Source organism: Terriglobus albidus (assembly GCF_008000815.1).
GTDB classification, from domain to species: domain Bacteria; phylum Acidobacteriota; class Terriglobia; order Terriglobales; family Acidobacteriaceae; genus Terriglobus; species Terriglobus albidus_A.
The window spans coordinates 6,310,483-6,330,430 of record NZ_CP042806.1 but is presented as its reverse complement, the minus strand read 5'-3'; the positions used below and the strand labels follow the sequence as shown (position 1 = coordinate 6,330,430).

Below are 19,948 nucleotides of genomic sequence, written 5' to 3'. Positions count from 1 at the left end.
TTTTTCCTGAGCGCCGGACGTGCCTTAGGCCAGCGCCAACGCCAGCACCGTTATGTCGTCTGTCTGTCCAAAGGCATGCGCTACCTCGGCGATGTCGTTGGCGGGCAAACGCGTCAGTGTTACCAGTTTGTCGAAGCCATACAGATCGCCTGCGGCCGAGCGCGCCTCTGGCACGCCGTCGCTCAGCAGCACCAGCCGTTGCCTGGTGGCCAGGTTTCCATGCTCCGTGTCGTACTCCGCCTGGGGGCTGATGCCGAGCGGAAGAGCTCCGGCGCTCGGCAACTCCTCTCCGTCGAGATAGGGATTCAGGTGTCCTGCATTCGCGTACCGGAAGCGTCCGTCTTTTTCCACCAGCAGCGCACAGGCGGTGGTGAAACCGATGTCTCCTTGCGAGAGCAGGGCGCTGTTCAGGTTCTGCAGCACGATCGACGGCTCGCGTGAACTCTCGCGGTGCAGCGCGCCCAGAATCAGCGAGACACGCAGGGCAGCCTGCATGCCCTTGCCGGAAACATCGCCGACGATGGCGAAGAGCGAGCCGTCCTGCCCCGGGGAGATCAGGAAGAAGTCGCCGCCTACCTCTGAGGCCGGACGGTATGCCGTCTCGACAGCAAAGCCCGGCGTAGGCTGCGCTGCGCGCGCCAGCAGCAGCGTTTGTACGTTGTGCGCGGCTGCAATCTCGGCAGAGAGCTCGGCCTTCTCGCGTGCCAGACGGATGGTGCGCAGCACCATGAAGAGCAGCAGAACAATGCTGGCGAAGAAAGACGTGACTTCAGACCAGCCGATATCGAAGGTAATGCCGGGAACCCGTTCGAGAGGATTGTTGCCGCCCGCGATCGCCTTCGCAAGAATGAGGATGCTGCGGGTAATCTGCGCCAGAACCAGCACGGACGACGGCAGTACGGCGACCAGAAGCAGGCCTGCGTCGCGATTCCCGCCTCGCCATGCCCGGAAGATGATGATCGGAACAACGAAGTCGAGGAGAGCATAGGTGGCGATGGCAAAAGCCGTCGGGAAGAGTCCCTGGACCAGGAAAGAAAATGTTTGCGGTGCGAATACAAAAAGGTTCTGCAGCGCAACACTGTTGACCAGCATTAGAACCTGGGTTACTCCGAAGAGCTTCCAGCGCGGCCGTCCCAGAATGCGGCGAATGAACTCGAGATTAAAGAGGACGGGAATAGTGGCCAGCAGCGTCGTCAGAAGCAGGGCAAAGCCGCTGCGCGAGATTGGCCTGGAGAACTCCCAGATCTCCACTATGTTGTATACCGCCAGCGTGATGTAGCTGATGGCGAGGTCAAGGTACTCCCGTCCACGCGCTGAGAGAAAGAGTCCTATGGCGACGATGCCGGCGATACATGCGATCACCGAATTGGTGTAATTACTGGCCAGGCTCTCGAAGACGGCGAGCGAACGCGTGTCGTTGCTGTGCGCGGCCGAGCCCAGAAGCAGGTAAGAGTCGGTACCGATGCCGCCCTGCGCCGAATTGTTGGTGACCAGAATGCCTGCGCGCAGGGCAAGAACCAGGTGGCCATCCGGTGCAATATTTGCCGGCAGATGATAGACCAAGGGAATCATGTCGCCAAAGACTCCCTGACCTCCCATGCTGCCTGCCCCGCCAACCTTCTGGCCATTGGCATACAACTCAAACGGACCATGGATACTCCTGATGCTGACGGTAAGATCTCCGGCCCCAGGAGGGACTTCGATGTGAGTGCGATACCAGACCACGCTTGAGGGCCGTTGCCAGTAGGCGCGCAGCGTCTCGCCGCGTTTGTGCGGCCTCCAGTGAGAGTCGTCATAACCGGGTTGCGCGAAGGCAGGATCATCCTGCGTGGAGTTGGTGAACCAGAAGGAGGAGATGTTCAGCGGCCGGTCCATGCCGGTCCACGTCAGATGCGAGGGGTCGGCATTTTCGGGCGCTGGAACAGGTGTCTGTGCGTGCAGCGCCGCCATACTCAGCAACAACAGAATCGTGAGAAGAGATCGGCGCGGCATGTATGTTCCTTTTAAAGGCTGGCCAGAGCCGCGGCTTCATTCGGTGAAAGTGTGGCGTACTTGCCGATGCCCACCATGGTGAAGACCTTTTGAAAATGTGGTGTCAGGCCGAAGATGCCAACTGTCCGGCCACCGGCCTTGGTGGCGTCCAGCAGCAACTGGATGATGATGGCGATGCCGGAGGAGTTCACGTACTCGGTTCCGGAGAAGTCCAGCAGAAGCTTCTGCGCGTCGGTAGCTTCGTACGCCTCCAGGATGGGCTCCTTCGAGGTGGAGGCGATGTCGCCTGCAAAGGCGAGGATGGTCACCGGAGCTCCGGAGGCAGCGGTCGCTGTCCGCGTAGCAACTTTCGTCGGGGCCTGCATTAATTCTTCTCCTTATCGAGGCGGATCACCAGCCGCACGAAGCTCTTCCCCGGCGGACCCTGGTGCCATTCGGCCTCATCGACCAGTGACTGAATCAGAAAGATGCCCATGCCGCGCGGGTCCTCTTCGCCGGCCATCTTGCGGTCGATATCGGGTGTGGCCGGTTGTCCTATGATGCCTGCTCCATCATCAATGACCTTGATCTCAAGGTGATCTTCGCCGGGTGACAGAATCACGGCTACGGAGAGCGTGTCGTTCATCTGGTTGCCGTGCTCGATCGCATTGATGCACGCCTCGGCCACAGCCGTTTTGAGATCTTCAATGCGGTCGGGACTGAAACCCATCAACTGGGCCATGCTGGCGGCCGTGCTCATGGCTACTTTTTCAAAGCCGAGCTCGGAGGGCAGGGTTACTTCGACGGCGCTTCCGTTCTTCATGCGGTTGCTGCCTCAAGATGGCAGAGGGCCAGGCCGGTCATGTCATCGGTTGGTGGTGCGTTGTTGGAGAAGGCGGCGAGCGCCGCCCAGATTGCATCGAGCATCGCCTCCGGATCGCGTGTCTCAAGCTGCTGAAAGGCTGCCGCCAGCCGCTCGCTGCCGAACTCATCCTCGCCGCAGAAGACCTCGCTCAGACCATCGGTGTAAAGCAGCACGCGGGCTCCGGCGGGAACATGGATCGGCTCCGCGGTATAGGTCATGCCGGGCAACATGCCCAGCGGAGGCCCGGAGGCCTCGATCATGCGCAGACTGCCATCCGGCTCCAACAGAATGCCGGGATTATGGCCGCAGTTCACGATCTCTCCTTCGCCGGTCCTGGGATCGAGCTTCAACAGGATTGCCGTTACATAGCGGCGCCGTGCCTCACTGCCTTCATCGTAGTGCTGTTGGCCCACCTGTGCCGCCATCTCGGCCAGCGATACCGCGCGGCTGGCCAGTGACCGGAAGGCGGCCCGGAAGCTGGTGGCGACGATGGCGGAAGCCAGGCCTTTGCCGGCGACATCGGCAACGACCATCAGGTGCGATCCGTCTGGCAACTCGATGGTGTCCAGATAATCGCCGCCCACTTCATAGCAGGTGGTGGAACGCGCAGCAATGGTGAAGCCGGGGATCTGCGGCATGGCTTTGGGAAGCAATGAGCGCTGGATCTGCCGGGCAGCGTCCAGGTCCTGCTGCACGCGAGCCCACTGCAGATTGCGTTCGTGAAAGGTCGCGTTCTCCAGTGCGACGGCGGTCTGCAGGACAAGACCTTCGAGGAAGTCCTGCTCGTACAGCGAGAGATCCGCATTCTGCGGTGTGGCGACGATCAGCGTAGCCAGGCTGGCGCCTTCCTTCGAGAGAAGGGCGAACCGGGGACAGTTATCGAACGGCGGGTCAGGAGCCTCACCGTAGGCGGTCAACGCTGAACCATCCGGCGCGAGAAAAACCGCTCCCTCCATCTCCAACTCACGCACGACGATGCGCGCGGTCTGCTGCAGTACCTCGCTCGCCTGAATGGTGGAGTGCACCTGACGCGAAGCCTCGAGCAGCGCCTGCAGGCGCGCGATTTGTTGTTCGAGGATGAGTGTGTCCTGGAGGCTCGACATAGCGGTGATGCCGGAAGTGTACATGGAAAATGGTAGGGAAGTTCGCGGGATATTGGGGAGAACCCGTACACGGGCCCCATGTCCCTTGGGGACATGGGACGTTCGAGCGGAGCTCGAATTGGTGGGAGCCGTGGGCTTTCAGCCCACGGTCTATCGGCTCAATATAGAAATGGGCTAAAGCCCATTTACTTTTACGCTTTTATCAGCGGGCTGAAAGCCCGCTGCTCCCACCCACCCAGGTCATCATTCAATCATTCCGTTCTTCAATCATTCAATTTAACCGGGCAATCGTTGTTGTTCTTTGAGCTCCAGCAACAAAGCATCGATCTGGCTTTCGCGCTCCAGCTTATGAAAGCGGTCTTCTACCGTATTTATCCCAAGCACAGCTTGTGCTCCGGTGTTCTCGGCCTCTTGTCCCAGGATCTTCGCTTTCATCCGGTCCAGCGAACGTAGCGCTGCTCCATCGGCGATCTTCGTCTGGGCTGCGGTGGCTTTGCTTACAGCGCGGGCACGGCGGTTCCGGGCCATCAGCAGCTCGCACTGTGCTTCGGTCTCTTTCATGCGCGCCTGTAGTTGCAGATAGGCGTTGCGCATCGTGTCCAGTTCTACCTGTTGATCCTCAATCTGCTGGTTGAAACTGACAGCCAGTTGCTGTGCGCTCAGGCTGCGGTCCAGTGCGGCGCGAGCCAGATCTTCATCGTGGCGTCCGATCGCCAGCTCGGCTTTGCGGCGCCAGCCGGCAGCAGACTCTTCATGCTCGTGCTTGCGATTCTCCAGCAGATGCAGGTCGGCGACAGCGATTGCCACCTGGGTCTTTACCTGGAGCAGCTGGTTTTCCATATCGAGCAGGAGCTGCTTGATCATCTTTTCGGGATCTTCGGCCTTGTCGATCAGGTCGTTGAGATTTGCTCGCAGCAGTGTGGTGACTCTTTCCAGTAGCGGCATGGTGGGTTCCTCCTTCCATCGGAGTCCGCTGAGCCGCATAACGCGGCTCAGCGGACCTACAGCTTACACATGGCTGTTGCCCTGAGAGTTGTCGCGAGGCTTCATCTGCTTCACGTTGCTCATCAGGTCGTTCAGGTTCATACCACTCAGGGCTTCGAACAGAGCCGGCACCTGCGAGGCGATCTTGGTCATCTCGCCGGTAAGCTTGTTCGCGCCGACGTTGTTGCCATCGCCGGTGGAGACGATGGTGATCTTGTCCACCTTCGAGAGCGGCTCGCTCATGGCGCGAACCACCTCAGCCATATTCGAGATCAGGCGGTCGACAACGGCGGCCTGCGTCCACTCCTGGTAGGCCTCGGCCTTCACGTTCATGGCCTTCGCTTCCGCTTCACCCTTCTGGAAGATGATGGCAGCCTCGGCTTCACCCTGAGCACGAATCGCAGAGGCACGGCCTTCGGCCTCAGCAACCAGACGAGCACGTTCAGCGGCAGCGAGGTTCTCGATGCGCTTCCGTTCGATCTCAGACTGCTTGAGCACCGTCGCGATCAGCTCTTTCTCGTGACGCAGGATCTCAGCCTCCTGCACCTTGACCTGCTGCTCCTTCTCCACCTGCTGTACCTTCACCTGCTCGGCGATCACCTGCTGCTGCATGACATTGGTCTGCAGCTCATAGGCTTTGTCGGCCTGGGCTTCCTGGCGGCGGCTCTGCTCGGTGAACTGCGCCTTCTGGATGTCGAGGTCGCGTTGCGCCTCGGCCTGTTTGGCCATCGAGGCGGTCTCGGCGATCACACGCTCCTGGTCGGCAGCGGCCTTGGCAATGGCGGCTTCCCGTAAGGCATTGGCACGCTTGATGGCGGTATCGCGCTCGGCCTCGGCTGCGGCAATCTCCGCGTCGCGGCGAATACGGGCAACGTCCGGGCGGCCCATATTCGTGATGTATTCGTTCTTGTCACGCACCTCCTTGATGGTGAACGAGACGACTTCCAGACCCATCTTGCTCATGTCCTCAGCGCAGGTAGAGCGCATGCGGTCGGCAACCATCTCCGGCTCTTTCACGATCTGCTCTACCGTCAGCTGACCGATGATGCCACGCAGATGACCTTCCATCACCAGGCGGATCAGGCCTTCGCGCTGTGCGGGTGTTTTGGTTAGAAACTGCTCCGCGGCTGTAAGGATCGACTGCTGATCGCTACGTACTTTGATCTGTGCCACAGCCTCCACGGTGACGGCGACACCCTGCCTGGTGTACATGTCCTGCTGCGGAGCAACGTCGAACGACATCAGTTCAAGCGAGAGCTCGCGGCAGCTCTCCACGAGCGGGAAGATCACCGAGCCGTGTCCCTTGATGACACGCGGCCCACGAAAACCGTAGACGATCAGGGCTTCGTTCGGTCCGGCTTTACGAAACATCTTGGCCAGAAGGACCAGAAGAACCAGCGTCGATACGGCAATGAGTCCAACAATAATGAATACCGAATCCGGCATAACATTCCTTTGAGTTATAGCCAGTTATAAGGCGTGATCTGCCGTTCACACGGTCGCTGGCTGCGGCCGGGCAGGCATTGAGCTTTTCTTCTGCAGCTCAGGTAGAAGAACTTGAGTTAGTCCGTGCGGTCGAGCTGGAGCTCGTTCCATGGCCTCACGTAGGCCACGCCTCGCTCATAACGCAGCACGATCACCTCGGTTCCACGCGGTAACGGCTGTCCATCCGCGCTGCGTGCAATCGCCGAGCAACGCACGCCGTTCTGTGTGTACAGCAACTCACCGGTACCTCCATCGCGAATGCCTGCGCTCAACCGTCCGGTAACACCACGAACGTCTGTGTCTTCGGCGGTCAGCTCCCGCTCTCGCGGCAACAGCACCTTCGCAAAGAAGGTGAACAGAATCGCCGCACCCACCAGACCGCTTCCCGCCGCCAGCAGCAGCACCAGAGGCGCAAACAGAGCGCTGTAATGGTGCAGCAGGTAACCTGCGCCGCCGAACCAGCAAAGGAAGGCAAGGACGGTGAAGGCGTTGAAGCGGGAGACTCCATGACCGTGGTGCAAGCCGGCCGAGTGGCCGAGGTGGAAGTGTCCCAGATGAAGATGTCCAAAACCACCGACCGCGGACAGCAGGCTCAACACCAAGCCGGTACCAAAGCAGACCAGATAAAAGACATCCCAGTTCATCGTTATTCCTTCCTTCCGCGGGCCGTCTTCTTGCGAACGAGCTTCGCAGGTTTCCTCTCCACCTCTGCCGGCCGCAGAATTTCTGTCAGCCGCTCGACCAGGTGGGGCGTGTCGAGAATCGATGCCAGCAACAGCAGGCATTGCCGGGAGCGATCATTGCGTGCCACCTTCAGCAGCGCGGCGCGCAGCTCCGGATCGCGCCGGAAACGCTCAGATCCGCTGACCAGCCAGAGATCCACCTTGTCCTCCAGCACCCGTGCATCCGACAGCAGATCAGCGTGATATCCCTCAGGGTCATCCACCAGATAGCCGGGATGGACCTTGAAGAACTTCGCCAGCACCTGCCTGGTTGTATTGGTGAGGTGAGGACGAGCTCCGCTCTCGATCTGCGAGAGGTAGCTCTGGCTCAGTGAGCCTCCGGTCTCTGCCTCAATGGCCCGCATCAGTTCCTGCTGCGTCATCGACCGGTTCATCCCGCGAAGCGAACCTTCCACCTCGCGGAGGTAGCGGATTTTCTCTGCCAGTTTCATGGCTATTGCAATCCGCAATATTTATATCGCAATTTGCAATATGAGTCAAGTCGTGCGCAGAGCGCACGACTTGAATAAAGGAATAATTGGAGAATTGAATAATGTACGGCAAAAAGCAGAAAGCCCTCTCGCTACGAGAGGGCTTTGTTATTCAATGATTCCATTCTTCAATCATTCAATTTCTTTAGAAATCCTCATGGCTGAAGTCGACCTCACCTGCAACCGCAATCTGGTAGGCGGAGACGCGGCGTTCGAAGAAGTTGGTCAGTTCCTGCACGTCCTGCAGCTCCATGAAGCCGAAGGGATTCTTGCTGCCGAAGATCGGCTGCATGCCCAGGCGGGCGACGCGTGAGTCGGCGACGTATTCGAGGTACTGGCGCATATCGCGTACGCTCAGGCCGGCGACACCGCCGGAGAGCAGGTCTTCGGCGAACTGCAGCTCGGAGTTCACGGCATCTTTCAACATCTCGACGATGTCCTGTTCCAGTTGTGCATCCCAGAGATCCGGCTGCTGGTTGCGGACAACGTTGACGACCTCGAAGGCGAACTCCAGGTGCGCGCTCTCATCGCGGAAGACCCAGTTCGTTCCGGAGGCCAAGCCGTGTAGCAGGCCCTTCGAGCGCAGGAAGTAGACATAGGCAAACGCGGCGAAGAAGAACAGGCCTTCGATGCAGGAGGCGAAGCAGATCAGATTCAGCAGGAACTGGCGGCGGTGCTCTACCGTCTCCAGTTGATCGAGCTTCTGGATGGAATCCATCCAGCGCATGCAGAAGTCAGCCTTCTTGTGGATGGAAGGAATGTTCTCGACAGCGGCGAAGGCGGCGGCGCGTTCATCGGGATCAGGGATGTAGTTGTCCAGCAGCGTCAGATAGAACTGCACGTGCACAGCCTCTTCAAACAGCTGGCGCGAGAGATAGAGGCGCGCTTCGGGCGAGTTGATGTGCTTGTAGAGATTCAGCACCAGGTTGTTGGAGACGATGGCGTCACCGGTGGCGAAGAAGGCGACGAGGCGCTGGATAAGGTGAATCTCGGCCGGGGAGAGCTTGCTGCGCAGATCGACCAGATCGGTGGAGAAGTCGACCTCTTCCACGGTCCAGGTGTTCTTGATGCCGTCGCGGAACATGTCATAGAAGACCGGGTAGCGCATGGGGCGCAGGGTCAGGCAGAGACCGGGATCGAGGATATGTTCGGGAACTTCAACGGAAGACGTAGACGAAGACATGGATAGGCTCCTTCGAGTACAGGGCCAGTCCTTCCCGGGTGAGAGAAGGACTGGCGGATGAGTTGGATTACTGGCAGGCTTCGCAGCTCTCGGGATTCTCGAGCGAGCAGGCGATTGCCTCAGAGGGCGTGTAGGTTGTGGTAGCGACGGGAGCGGCTGCCGGGGCAGTCTGCCGCGCGCTGGAGCCCTGGATGGTGGTCTTGGCGATACGCGTCGCCGGGCGCGAGCGCAGGTAGTAGGTGGTCTTGATGCCGTTCTTCCAGGCATACATATACATCGAAGACAGCTTGCCGATGTTCGGGCTTTCGGCGAAGAGATTCAGGCTCTGCGACTGGTCGATGTAGGCTCCGCGATCGCGCGCCATATCGATCAGCGAGCGCATGGGAATCTCCCACACAGTACGGTAGACCAGCTTCAGATCATCCGGCAGCTCGTCGATGCCCTGTACAGAGCCTTCGCTCAGCTTCAGACGTTGGCGCATCTCCTCGTTCCAGAGGCCGCGTTCCTTCAGATCGTTGACCAGGTACTTGTTCACCTGGAGGAACTCGCCCGACAGCGTCTCGCGCTTGAAGAGGTTGGAGATCTGGGGCTCGATGCACTCGTAGCAACCGACGATCGACGCGATGGTGGCCGTCGGAGCGATGGCGATGAGCAGCGAGTTACGAACGCCGAACTGCTTGATGCGCTCGCGGAGCTCGTCCCAGCGAGCCGTATCTTCAGGAACGATGTTCCAGAGATCGAACTGCAGCTTGCCCTCGGCCAGACGGCTCTGTGCGAAGGCTTCGTGAGCGCCGAAACGCTCAGCGAGCTGATTGCTGGCTACCAGAGCGTGATAGTAGATCTCTTCCTGAATCTTGCGCGAGAGCTCACGAGCCTCGCGCGAGTCGAAGGCGATCTTCATCTGGAAGAAGACATCCTGCAGCCCCATCAGGCCCAGGCCTACCGGACGCCACTTGGCGTTGGACTTCGCTGCGGGTTCGACCGGGTAGTAGTTGATGTCGATCACGCGGTCGAGCATCGGTACAGCGATACGAACCGTCTCGGCCAGCTTGGCAAAGTCGAACTTGCTTTCTGGAGTGAGATACAGGGCCAGGTTGATGGAACCCAGGTTGCAGACTGCGGTCTCGTCTTTGCTGCTCACCTCGGTGATCTCGGTGCACAGGTTCGAGAGATGGACGGTGTTGCCGGGAGCGCCGGTCTGGTTGCACTTCACATTGCAGGCATCCTTGAAGGTCATCCAGCCATTGCCGGTCTCCGCCAGCGTGCGCATCATGCGGGCGTAGAGATCGCGGGCCTTCACCTGGCGCGCATACTTCTTGTCTGCCTCAGCCTGCTCATACGAAGCCTTGAAGGCATCGCCGAAGAGATCAGGTAGATGCGGAACATCCTTCGGGTCGAAGAGTGACCACATGCCGTCGGCATCCACGCGTTCCATGAAGAGGTCGGGGATCCAGTTGGCGAGGTTCAGGTTGTAGGTGCGGCGGGCGTGATCGCCGGTGTTGTCGCGCAGCTCCAGGAACTGTTCGATGTCGGCGTGCCAGGGCTCGAGGTAGACGCAGCAGGCGCCCTTACGCTTGCCACCCTGGTTGACCGCGGCAACTGAGGAGTCCAGGGTGCGCAGCCACGGCACAATGCCATTGCTCAGGCCGTTGGTGGCGCGGATCAGAGAGCCTTCGCTGCGGACGCGGTGGAAGGCAAGGCCGATGCCGCCGGAGAACTTCGAGAGCATCGCCACCGACTTATACGCGTCGTAGATCGACTCCAGCGAGTCTGAAGGAGAGTCGTGCAGGTAGCAGCTCGACATCTGCGCATGCTTGGTGCCGGAGTTGAAAAGCGTCGGTGAAGAGGGCATGTACTCGTGCGAGGCGATCAGGCGATAGAACTCGATCGCCTCGGCCGGTGTGCCGGCCAGGCCGCAAGAGACGCGGAGGAAGAAGTACTGCGGCGTCTCGATCACGCTCCGCGAGATGGGGTCGCGCAGCAGATAGCGGTCATATACGGTGCGCAGGCCGAAGTATTCGAAACGGTCGCTGAACTCATCGTCGATGGCGTGATTCAGCTTGCGGGCATGCGTATTCACAAACTCGGCAACCGCCTTGTTCACTACACCCTCGGCGTTTCCATAAGCAATGGACTGCGAGAACGAGTGCAGGTTCTGGTTGGCCACCTCTTTGTGAATGGTGGCCAGCAGCAGGCGCGCCGCCAGGCGTGAGTATTGCGGCTCCTCGGCGATCAGCGCCGCGGCGGTGTCGATGGAAATCTTGTCCAGTTCCCGGGTGGTTGCACCGTCGTACAGGCCGCCGATGGTCTTCGATGCGACACGGATCGCATCGACTCCATTCAGGCCCTGGGCGCAGCGCTGTACCGCACGCACGATCTTATTGACGTCGACCGGCTCCAGCGAGCCGTTGCGCTTGCGCACATGCATGACCGCGGTTTCCGAGGCAGGCGCGGGAAAACCCGGATGTACATCATGCAGTGAGGTCTGCGAAATGGGATGGGTGGAGAGGGTGGCCATCGCTCATGAGCTCCTTGTCACCGGCCTCTGCGGTCGTGGCGGGAGAGGAGGGCTTCCAGGGTGCGAGCGCAAAAAAGGCACCTGAGCCGCTGACCACGCCATTCCCTCCGCGGGGACGATGATTGCGTATTCCTCACGGCAGGTGCTCGGACTTTAACCGTTGCGGGACAGTGCCGGGTTTCCACCGGTCTTTCCCTGCACATCGTGAAGTTCCTCCACAGTAGCTTGCGATCCATTAGAAAGCAACCCAAGATATTGCGGTCGATGTGGAAATGTGGGCGGGGCTATGGATTCCAGCGGGGAGCGATGTATTGGTAGGACCACAACAGCTGTTCCTCTGGAAGGTGTAGTCTTAAAGTGCGAGGAGAACTTTCCAATGGCGACCCTTTTGGAGCAGCTCAAGCAGTACACAACCGTCGTAGCCGACACCGGCGATATGCAGTCGATGGAGAAATTTAAGCCGACTGACGCCACCACCAACCCGTCCCTGATCACCGCCGCGGCGATCATGCCCGCCTATTCGCACATCGTGGACGAAGTGCTGAAGAAAGCCAAGCAGAAGGCCGGCGCCAACGCCGACGATAAGGCGATTGCCGCCGAAGCCTTCAAGACGCTGGCCGTCGCCTTCGGCAAGAAGATTCTTGAGATCGTTCCCGGCCGCGTGTCGACCGAGGTGGACGCTCGCCTCTCCTACGACAAAGAGAAGACGATCGCTGTCGCTCACGACATCATCAAGCAGTATGAAGATGCCGGCATCAGCCGCAAGCGCATCCTGATCAAGATTGCCTCGACCTGGGAAGGTATCAAAGCCGCTGAGGAGCTGGAGAAGGAAGGCATCCACTGCAACCTGACGCTGCTCTTCGGTCTCCACCAGGCCATTGCCTGCGCCGAAGCGAAGGTCACGCTGATCTCCCCGTTTGTCGGCCGCATCCTCGACTGGTACAAGAAGGACACCGGTAAGGACTACACCGGCGCCGATGACCCCGGCGTGCAGTCAGTTACCCGCATCTACAACTACTACAAGAAGTTCGGTTACAAGACCCAGGTGATGGGCGCCAGCTTCCGCAACATCGGCGAGATCATTGAGCTGGCCGGAAGCGACCTTCTGACCATCTCGCCCAAGCTGCTCGAAGAGCTGGACTCCAAGGACGCACCGCTCGAGAAGAAGCTGGATGCTGAGAAGGCCAAGGCGCAGGAGATCGAGAAGATCACGATCGATCAGGCTACCTTCGAGAAGATGCATGCCGAGGACCGCATGGCTCATGACAAGCTGAAGGAAGGCATCGAGGGCTTCTCCAAGGCGCTCGAGGAGCTGGAAGCTCTGCTCGAGAAGCGTCTCAAGGAGATCGCCGAGCCGGTCACAGCGTAAGCGTGATCAAGAACAGGAAACGCTCCCTTCGGGGAGCGTTTCGTTTTTAAGAACTACCACTAAACTGGGTGCCCCATCCATTGCGTAGCAATGGGTGGGAAATTCGAGCGTAGCTCGAATCGTATTGTTGCGGCTTTACCTACATCCCACCCATCGCGTTACACCCCAACGAACAAGTTCGTCGGGGACCCCGTACGCGATGGATGGGACACCCAGTTTTCGGTTAACCAATCGCCGGTGGAACAAGCTGCCACTTCGTCCGTGTATAGGCAATACGGAAACCATTGCGTTCAGCATTACGTTGTGAAGTGCTGCCTGGCTCAGACACCATCATGAAGAGGTCACATCCCAGTGCGCAGGCATGACGCATACGTGCGTTGAGCAGCGCTGACTGTGCTCCACGCCGTCGCAAACCAGGAAGAGTCGCAGAACCGGCAAAGAGCGCTACACCGCCATGCACGTGCAGTACTGCCGTCGCCGCCGGCTCTCCATCGACGATTGCGAGAAAGCAGTGGGTATTCTCCCGGCTGGTCGAGATCTTTCCCATATCCAGCAGGAACTCTCGGAACTCAGGATGGTCTGCCGCCCACGCATCCGCGCCAACGCGGCCCCACAGGTCAGCCTGGTCTTGCTTCACGATGCGCACATCGACGACTGCGGGGACCTCAGGGCAATGCGCGGGCTGATACATCACACTGCTCATCTCGATCGGCTGATAGTCGCGTTTGCAGAGCAGTTGATGCAGCGCGAGACCAGTCAGCGGCGAGACCTCGTGGTTGGCCGGGGCGCCGCGCGAGAAGAAGAACTGCTCCAGCATTTCAAGGCTTCCTTCATAGCTATCCCGACTTGTGATTCCCAGGCCGAAGGTTTGAGTCAGCGGAGAGTCGGGTCCGTCGAAAACCGCAATGGCGCCATGCGCCGCATCCCAGGCAGTGCTGCTTTCGGGGGTAAGGCGTTTGCGGGTATGAGCGAAATCCAGGCAGGCATGGCCTTCGGCGAGCTCCAGCCGATGGGCGAGAGATAGGTCAGCGAACATTCGCTCCAGCATAGAGGCTTACGGATAAAAGGGTTACTGTACCGTCTGGACGGTATACTAATTGCGCAATGAGCAAGCGCGACACAATTCTTAAAAGCGCCGAGACTCTGATCCGCAGAGAGGGCTCGCAGCAGTTGACCCTCGACCGCGTTGCCGAGAGAGCCCAGGTCAGCAAGGGAGGGCTGCTGTATCACTTTCCTTCCAAGGAAGAGCTGGTCGCCGGACTGGTGGCGCGCACCATTGAGTACTTCGATCGTGATCTCGCGACAGCCAAGGCAGAGCTTCCTGACAGACCCGGGCGCAATACGCTGGCCTTTGTTCTGGCGTCACTCGAAGGCCGCTGGGCGCAGGATGCAGGCCTCTCTCCAGAGCGTCTGGACGTTTTTGCCTCGGCGATTGCCGCTGCCTCCACGGATATGAAACTCGTGGAGCCCATGCGTGAGGCTTACGCGCGCTGGCAGGCTTTACTGGAGCACGATGGGATAGACCCTATTACTGCGACAATTGTGCGGCTGGCGGTGGATGGCCTTTGGTTCACCGAGATGTTCGGCTTCGACGACGCCATCTGTACCGGCGAGCGCCGCGCACAGATCATGACGCGACTGAAAGAGATGTGTACCGCGGAACCGCAGTCGACATCCAAGCGTAAGAGCAGGAGAGGGAAGGCCTGATGAGAGAGCAGTTCGGCAGTGCCGTTCCAGCCATCGTAAGCGTCGGTAGTCTTGAATTAGACCAGCAGAACGAAGAGCTCAGCCAGCAGAGCATCACCCAGCTGGAGCAGCAGTTGTCGTTGACGGCCGAGGCTCTGCTGCGGAAGCAGCACGCCGATGGTTACTGGTGTGGCGACCTCACGGCAGACTCCACGTTGGCTTCCGATTACGTGTTGCTGCAGCTTTGGCTCTTCCCACCGGAGGAGGGCGGTGCGTGGACTCCCCCATGCGCCCAGCGTACAGCGAAGCTCGTCCGTTATCTAAAGGCCTGTCAGCTTGCCGACGGCGGATGGAATCTCTTCGCCCAGGGCGAAGCCGATGTGAACGCAACAGTGAAGGCCTATACCGCGCTCAAGATCATGGGTGAGGATGTGGACTCCCGGTGCATGCGCGCCGCTCGCGAGCGCATTCTGGAGCTTGGCGGGTTGCAGGCATGCAACAGCTACACCAAGATCAACCTGAGCCTCTTCGGTCTGTTCCCGCGTGAGTTTGTTCCCACGGTGCCGGCGGAGATCATGATTGTGCCGGGCAGCTTTCTCTACGAGATGTCGTCGTGGACACGCACCATCATTGTGCCGCTCTCCATCATTCAGGGTTTGGGCGCGCAGCGTACAGCTCCCTCGGGCATGACGCTGCAGGAGCTGATCTATCCCGGCTCGCCGATCACCATGCCGCGCAAGGACCTTACCTCCGAGCTCTTTCTTCATGCCGACAAGCTGCTCAAACACTGGGAGCGTCGAGGTGTGCAGAAGATCCGCGGCCGTGCGATTGCCGCCGCCGAGCGCTGGATGCTGGAGCATCTGCAGCACTCCGAAGGCCTGGGCGCCATCTATCCCTCGATGATGTACGCCATCATGGCCATGGATTCTCTCGGCTATGAGCGTGACCAGCCCGACATGATCGAGGCGATCCGCCATTTCGATGAACTGCTTCTGGAGCGCGAAGACGTCATCGAGTTTCAGCCCTGCAAATCTCCCGTGTGGGACACCGCCATTGCTGCCTTCGCTCTCGGTGAGACCGGAGACATCGACACCGAATCAATGACGCGCGCTGCCGACTGGCTGCTGAGCAAAGAGGTGCGGCGCAAGGGCGACTGGTCTGCCAAGCGCCCAAACCTTCGTCCCAGCGGCTGGGCCTTTGAGTTCGCCAACGACTTCTACCCCGATATCGACGATACGGCGATGGTGCTGCTTGCGCTGCAGCACATCCGCGCCTCAAATCCTGGGCGACAGGCGCGTGCGGAGCAACGGGCCATCGACTGGCTTCTCGGCATGCAATCGGCAGACGGAGGCTGGGCTGCCTTCGATGTCGATAACGACTGGCAACTGCTGAACAAGGTTCCTTTCGCGGATCACAATGCCATGCTCGACCCCACCTGCGCCGATATCACCGGCCGGGTGTTGGAGGCCTTGAGCAAGCGCGGTCTCGGGCCGAAGCACCCCGCAATCGTTAAGGGAGTGCAGTACCTGCTCAGTTCGCAGGAACAGAATGGAAGCTGGTACGGACGTTGGGGTGTGAACTATGTCTACGGCACCTTTCTGGCGATGCGCGGTCTTATTGCCACCGGAGACTCCCGTGCGCACAGCGCAGTGGAGAAAGCAGCGCGATGGTTGCTCTCGGTGCAGAACAAGGATGGCGGCTGGGGCGAAAGCTGTGTCAGCTATGAGGTTGATCGTTTTGTCGCCGCAGAGAGCACACCGACGCAGACCGCGTGGGCTCTGGTGGGCCTGATGGCCTCTGGTAAGGGGCGCTCGTCGCAGGTGCAGCGCGGCATAGAGTGGCTACTCGAAAATCAGCGGGCCGATGGCGATTGGGATGAAGCGCTGACGACGGGAACAGGCTTCCCCAATGTCTTCTACCTCAGCTATCACCTCTACCGGATGTACTTCCCGGCGTTGGCGCTTGCGACCTATCGCAGGGAGCTTATGCGAGCTCCCATGAGAATGCAGGCAACGATCTAGTTGTGTGTGAGTTATGAGGCTGACTGTTTTTGCCAGGTCCAGGCATACCAGACAATCGCAAGCGTCAGCATCATCTCGACCATTCCGAAAAATGCATAGAAGTGCCAGCTTCCCTGTATGGCCAGCACCATGATCACCGTGTACAGGACGCCGAAGACAATGTTCAGCCAGCGACTGACGGCTGCCGGCAGAGTGAGTGATAGAAAGACCATCAGGCTTGGAATCGCCATGACTGCGGCCATTCCCAGGAGAGCACCCTGGGTTGTCGAGCCCAATGCTGTCCTGCCGGATAACATCTGCGGTAATTTCCCAGGCTGATAGAGCTCGAAGTAGTCACCGTAGATGTAGCAGAACATCACGGAGCACCATAAAGCAGAGAGCTTGAACCGTACATGCACCTTGATATCGTCCAGCAAAAGACGCTCCCCTTACCTGGAAGTGCAGTTCGCAGGAAGTGTATCGCACGCTACAGCTCTTTCTCGAAAAGGTATGACGTCTTTGTACGCCGGTAGCCATCGCGTTCGTAGAAGGCATGTGCCCGCTCGCGTGTAGATCGCGAGGTCAGCATCATCGTCTTCAGGCCCTGCTGTCGCGCCCACTCTTCCGCATGACGGCACAACAGCGCACCAACACCTTTGCCGCGGACACTCTCACTGACCACCAGGCCGTCGATGCGGCCTTTCGGAGTGGTGTGCAGATGCATCTCTGTGGAGAGGTCGATGAACCCTGCAACCCGCTCACTATCGCAGGCGACAAAGACAGCGCGTCCAGGCACTTTCGTCTGGCGCGCGATGCGTTCCGCGATCTCAGTGGGCGTAGTGGAATAGCCCAGCTCGCCTGCGAGCCGGGCTACTTCGGTTGCATCGTCTTCGGTAACGGGACGGATCGTGATCATCGCCGGGGATAAGTGTCTTCTACTCACCCTTCCACTTGATGTTGCAGCCAATCGAGAACTTCTGGTTCGGGTCAGGGCGCTTTCCTGCCAGTACCATATCGATCGCCGCTCGCAGGTCCTTGCCGGTTACCGGAAGATCGTTGCCAAAGTCCTTCCGCTGCGGCCGGCTGTCGTCCAGTTGACCGCGATAGACCAGCTTCTGGTCTGCATCGAAGAGGAAGAGATCGGGTGTGCAGGCTGCGTCATAGCTGCGAGCGACCTCCTGCGTCTCGTCATAAAGATAGGGGAAGGTCCAGCCATTGTGGCTGGCTTGCTCCTTCATGTGTTCGGGACTGTCTTCGGGGTACTGGCTGACGTCGTTGGCGTTGATCGCCACGATGCCGATCTTTCCCTGGTAGTCTTTGCCGATGCGGCCCAGCTCCGCTTCGACATGTTTGACATATGGGCAGTGCGGACATACGAACATCACCAGCAGGCCCTTGGTATCCGCGGCAACATCATCGCGGCCAACGGCCTTGCCGGTGATCACATCGGTAAGCTCAAACGGCGGGGCAACCGTGCCCAGCGCCACCATCGTGGACGGAGTTCGGGACATGCGGCGATTTTACGCCGTTTGCTGTGTCGGCTCCGCCAGCAGCCAGCGCTCAATCGCAACAGCCGGCATGGGACGAGCGAAGTAGAAGCCCTGACCGAGATGGCATCCCATCTCGAGCAGCATGTTCACGTGCTCCGCGGTCTCAATACCTTCGGCAATCACCTGCAGGCGAAGCTTCTGGCCCAGAGCCACGACGGTTTTGGTAAGCGACAGGCTCTGCGATTCGCGATCCATGTCCGCGACCACGGTGCGATCGATCTTCACGCAGTCGAAGGGGAAGCGATGCAGGTAGCTCAGCGATGAGTAGCCCGCGCCGAAGTCATCCAGATGAATACGGAAGCCCGCATCCTTGAGCTGACGCAGCGCATTCAGGCCGGCAGCCTCTTCGTCCAGCGTGGCTTCGGTGACTTCAAGCTCAAGATCGTCTGGCTTCAGGTGATGACGTTCCGCGGCGGCAAGCAGTTCATCGAGCAGCAGGGGATCGTTCAGCTGCCGTCCCAGAAGATTGATGGAGACGCGCGTATGCGGTGTCGCAAGGCCGCTCGCCCGCCATGCGGCCAGTTGCCGCAGGGCCTGATCGGCAACCCAGTAACCTACGGTGCGGACCTCGTTGCTGCGCTCAGCCCAGGAGAGAAAGTCACCGGGCGAGATGGAGCCGACGATCGGGTTCTGCCAGCGCAACAGGGCCTCATATCCCACGACAACGCCGGTCGCGCCTTCGGTCGGCTTCATGTCGATCTTCGGTTGAAAATGAAGGGTCAACTCCCCGCGCTCCAGCGCCCGGGCAAGTCCACCCTTCATCGGGATATGCTCAGTATGGGGAGGATTTTCGTGTTTCATAACGTCCTTCATCGTAGGTCTCGCTAAGGGGCCCAGCAATGCAACTTTCCGGCTATTACCCTCTGGAAGAAGCTCGAAGTCCCATTTTTCAATAGGATGCAGGTACCTGCCAAGATCCGCCAAGCGGTGGAACAACAATTAGAAGGGCTTCCGCTCAAGCAGTTGCAGCAGGCGGCCGAAGTGCTCTCACAACGGTACCGCACGGAGGTACCGACTGCCAGCGCTCATTTAAGTACTGATCTGGCGGCGGCGGCCTACCTTGCCGTCCGCTTTCCCGCAACCTTCAGCGCCATACGTCGCGCCATGGCGGAGACGGCTGGCGTATATCCGGAGTTTGCCCCGGCAACACAGCTCGATGCCGGCAGCGGGCCGGGCACGGCTGTACTGGCTGCCGGCGACGTGTGGCCATCGCTGCAACAGGCTCTCCTGCTTGAGGGCAGCGGTCCTATTCGCCGGGTCGGGGAGCCCTTGATCGCAGCGTCGGGCATCTCGGCAGAGTGGCAGACTGGGGATCTGGCTTCGGTTGCAATCAGTCGTCGCTTCGATTTGGTGACATGCGCGTATGTTCTTTCCGAGCTTTCCGCGTCTGCACAGCGGCTGCTGGTTGAACGCCTATGGTCGGCAACCGCCGGCGTACTGTTGCTGGTGGAACCCGGTACTCCCGCCGGATGGCAGCGCATCCTGCATGCACGGACCGCCCTGCTACATGCAGGGGCACAGATGCTTGCCCCCTGTCCGCATGCCTTTGCCTGTCCTCTCGTGAGTCCCGACTGGTGTCACTTCGCCGAAAGAGTCGAGCGGAGTCGCATGCACCGCCTGGTAAAGCAGGGGGATGTGCCATGGGAGGATGAAAAGTTTCTCTATCTGGCCGTAGGTCACGAACGTCCAGTGGGGCATGGTTCACGCGTGCTGACGCGCCCAAAGATCAACAGCGGTTTGATCTCATTGAAACTCTGCAATGCCGATGGATCGATGACCCAGCCTGTAATTCGGAAGCGGGATACAAGCTATAAGCAGGCTCGCAGGGTGGACTGGGGCGAAACCCTTGATTCAGTGTTGGATAGCGAACAGTAGAATCTGGTAGATTACTAACTAAGCAATGTAGTACCGCTCCCGCCCTGGTTACCAAAATTACAAAAATTTACCGGGTGCTCATCTCTCTTCCATTGCATCAAAGACACTTAGGTTTATCGCTTTATTTGCCTTGTATCCGTCTCGGT

Annotated in this window: 19 protein-coding genes and 1 riboswitch; of the genes, 4 read left to right on the top strand and 15 right to left on the bottom strand. The window is 59.5% G+C overall.

What is annotated here, in order from left to right:
* Window positions 1–24: 24 nt before the first annotated feature.
* From FTW19_RS25320 to FTW19_RS25275, 10 genes are all read right to left on the bottom strand, one after another.
* Window positions 25–1,992 carry a PP2C family protein-serine/threonine phosphatase gene (locus FTW19_RS25320; protein WP_147650326.1) on the bottom strand — a complete coding sequence of 656 codons (1,968 nt, stop codon included), beginning with the start codon at window positions 1,990–1,992 and terminating at the stop codon, window positions 25–27.
* Between the two features lie 11 nt (window positions 1,993–2,003).
* Entirely contained in the window at window positions 2,004–2,357 is a 354-nt protein-coding gene (locus tag FTW19_RS25315) for an STAS domain-containing protein (RefSeq protein ID WP_147650325.1), read from the bottom strand.
* Window positions 2,357–2,794: an ATP-binding protein gene (locus FTW19_RS25310; protein WP_147650324.1), complete on the bottom strand. Its 438-nt coding sequence runs from the start codon at window positions 2,792–2,794 to the stop codon at window positions 2,357–2,359. Before FTW19_RS25310 ends, FTW19_RS25315 begins: the two co-directional genes overlap by 1 nt.
* Window positions 2,791–3,939 (bottom strand): PP2C family protein-serine/threonine phosphatase, encoded by a 1,149-nt coding sequence (locus FTW19_RS25305; protein ID WP_147650323.1) that lies wholly within the window; start codon window positions 3,937–3,939, stop codon window positions 2,791–2,793. The genes FTW19_RS25310 and FTW19_RS25305 overlap by 4 nt, the downstream gene beginning before the upstream one ends.
* Window positions 3,940–4,215: 276 nt before the next feature.
* Window positions 4,216–4,884 carry a PspA/IM30 family protein gene (locus tag FTW19_RS25300; RefSeq protein ID WP_147650322.1) on the bottom strand — a complete coding sequence of 223 codons (669 nt, stop codon included), beginning with the start codon at window positions 4,882–4,884 and terminating at the stop codon, window positions 4,216–4,218.
* 63 nt (window positions 4,885–4,947) lie between these two features.
* Entirely contained in the window at window positions 4,948–6,369 is a 1,422-nt protein-coding gene (locus tag FTW19_RS25295) for a flotillin family protein (protein ID WP_147650321.1), read from the bottom strand.
* Between the two features lie 116 nt (window positions 6,370–6,485).
* Window positions 6,486–7,052: an NfeD family protein gene (locus FTW19_RS25290; protein WP_147650320.1), complete on the bottom strand. Its 567-nt coding sequence runs from the start codon at window positions 7,050–7,052 to the stop codon at window positions 6,486–6,488.
* 2 nt (window positions 7,053–7,054) lie between these two features.
* Window positions 7,055–7,582 (bottom strand): helix-turn-helix domain-containing protein, encoded by a 528-nt coding sequence (locus FTW19_RS25285; RefSeq protein ID WP_246153492.1) that lies wholly within the window; start codon window positions 7,580–7,582, stop codon window positions 7,055–7,057.
* Between the two features lie 184 nt (window positions 7,583–7,766).
* On the bottom strand, window positions 7,767–8,804 hold the full coding sequence (locus FTW19_RS25280) for a ribonucleotide-diphosphate reductase subunit beta (RefSeq protein WP_147650319.1): 1,038 nt from the start codon (window positions 8,802–8,804) through the stop codon (window positions 7,767–7,769).
* Between the two features lie 67 nt (window positions 8,805–8,871).
* On the bottom strand, window positions 8,872–11,322 hold the full coding sequence (locus FTW19_RS25275) for a ribonucleoside-diphosphate reductase subunit alpha (RefSeq protein WP_147650318.1): 2,451 nt from the start codon (window positions 11,320–11,322) through the stop codon (window positions 8,872–8,874).
* Window positions 11,323–11,454: 132 nt separating this feature from the next.
* Window positions 11,455–11,531: riboswitch (adenosylcobalamin-variant (AdoCbl-variant) riboswitch) on the bottom strand.
* 167 nt (window positions 11,532–11,698) lie between these two features.
* On the opposite strand from FTW19_RS25275, the gene FTW19_RS25270 reads away from it, so the two are divergent.
* Window positions 11,699–12,691 carry a transaldolase gene (locus FTW19_RS25270; RefSeq protein ID WP_147650317.1) on the top strand — a complete coding sequence of 331 codons (993 nt, stop codon included), beginning with the start codon at window positions 11,699–11,701 and terminating at the stop codon, window positions 12,689–12,691.
* 223 nt (window positions 12,692–12,914) lie between these two features.
* On the opposite strand, the gene FTW19_RS25265 is transcribed toward FTW19_RS25270, so the two are convergent.
* Entirely contained in the window at window positions 12,915–13,727 is an 813-nt protein-coding gene (locus FTW19_RS25265) for a GNAT family N-acetyltransferase (RefSeq protein ID WP_187143165.1), read from the bottom strand.
* Between the two features lie 68 nt (window positions 13,728–13,795).
* Between FTW19_RS25265 and FTW19_RS25260 the strand changes: the two genes are divergently transcribed.
* Together FTW19_RS25260 and shc are read left to right on the top strand one after the other, a co-directional pair.
* Window positions 13,796–14,398, top strand: coding sequence for a TetR/AcrR family transcriptional regulator (locus tag FTW19_RS25260; RefSeq protein ID WP_147650315.1), 603 nt, complete (start codon window positions 13,796–13,798; stop codon window positions 14,396–14,398).
* On the top strand, window positions 14,398–16,398 hold the full coding sequence (shc, locus tag FTW19_RS25255; protein ID WP_147650314.1) for a squalene--hopene cyclase: 2,001 nt from the start codon (window positions 14,398–14,400) through the stop codon (window positions 16,396–16,398). The genes FTW19_RS25260 and shc overlap by 1 nt, the downstream gene beginning before the upstream one ends.
* Window positions 16,399–16,409: 11 nt before the next feature.
* Here shc and FTW19_RS25250 read toward each other — a convergent pair whose 3' ends face one another.
* The 4 genes from FTW19_RS25250 to FTW19_RS25235 are packed head-to-tail and all read right to left on the bottom strand — an operon-like array spanning window position 16,410 to window position 18,728.
* Window positions 16,410–16,814 (bottom strand): DUF6326 family protein, encoded by a 405-nt coding sequence (locus tag FTW19_RS25250; RefSeq protein ID WP_147650313.1) that lies wholly within the window; start codon window positions 16,812–16,814, stop codon window positions 16,410–16,412.
* A 50-nt stretch (window positions 16,815–16,864) separates the two neighbouring features.
* Window positions 16,865–17,293: a GNAT family N-acetyltransferase gene (locus tag FTW19_RS25245; protein ID WP_147650312.1), complete on the bottom strand. Its 429-nt coding sequence runs from the start codon at window positions 17,291–17,293 to the stop codon at window positions 16,865–16,867.
* A gap of 19 nt (window positions 17,294–17,312) precedes the next feature.
* Complete coding sequence (locus FTW19_RS25240; RefSeq protein ID WP_147650311.1) at window positions 17,313–17,888, bottom strand: thioredoxin family protein; 576 nt, start codon at window positions 17,886–17,888, stop codon at window positions 17,313–17,315.
* Window positions 17,889–17,897: 9 nt separating this feature from the next.
* Entirely contained in the window at window positions 17,898–18,728 is an 831-nt protein-coding gene (locus tag FTW19_RS25235; protein ID WP_187143164.1) for a putative bifunctional diguanylate cyclase/phosphodiesterase, read from the bottom strand.
* Window positions 18,729–18,854: 126 nt separating this feature from the next.
* Between FTW19_RS25235 and FTW19_RS25230 the strand changes: the two genes are divergently transcribed.
* The gene (locus tag FTW19_RS25230; RefSeq protein ID WP_222705507.1) at window positions 18,855–19,802 is read left to right on the top strand and encodes a small ribosomal subunit Rsm22 family protein; all 948 of its coding nucleotides are present in this window, start codon (window positions 18,855–18,857) and stop codon (window positions 19,800–19,802) included.
* The last annotated feature ends 146 nt before the right edge of the window (window positions 19,803–19,948 follow it).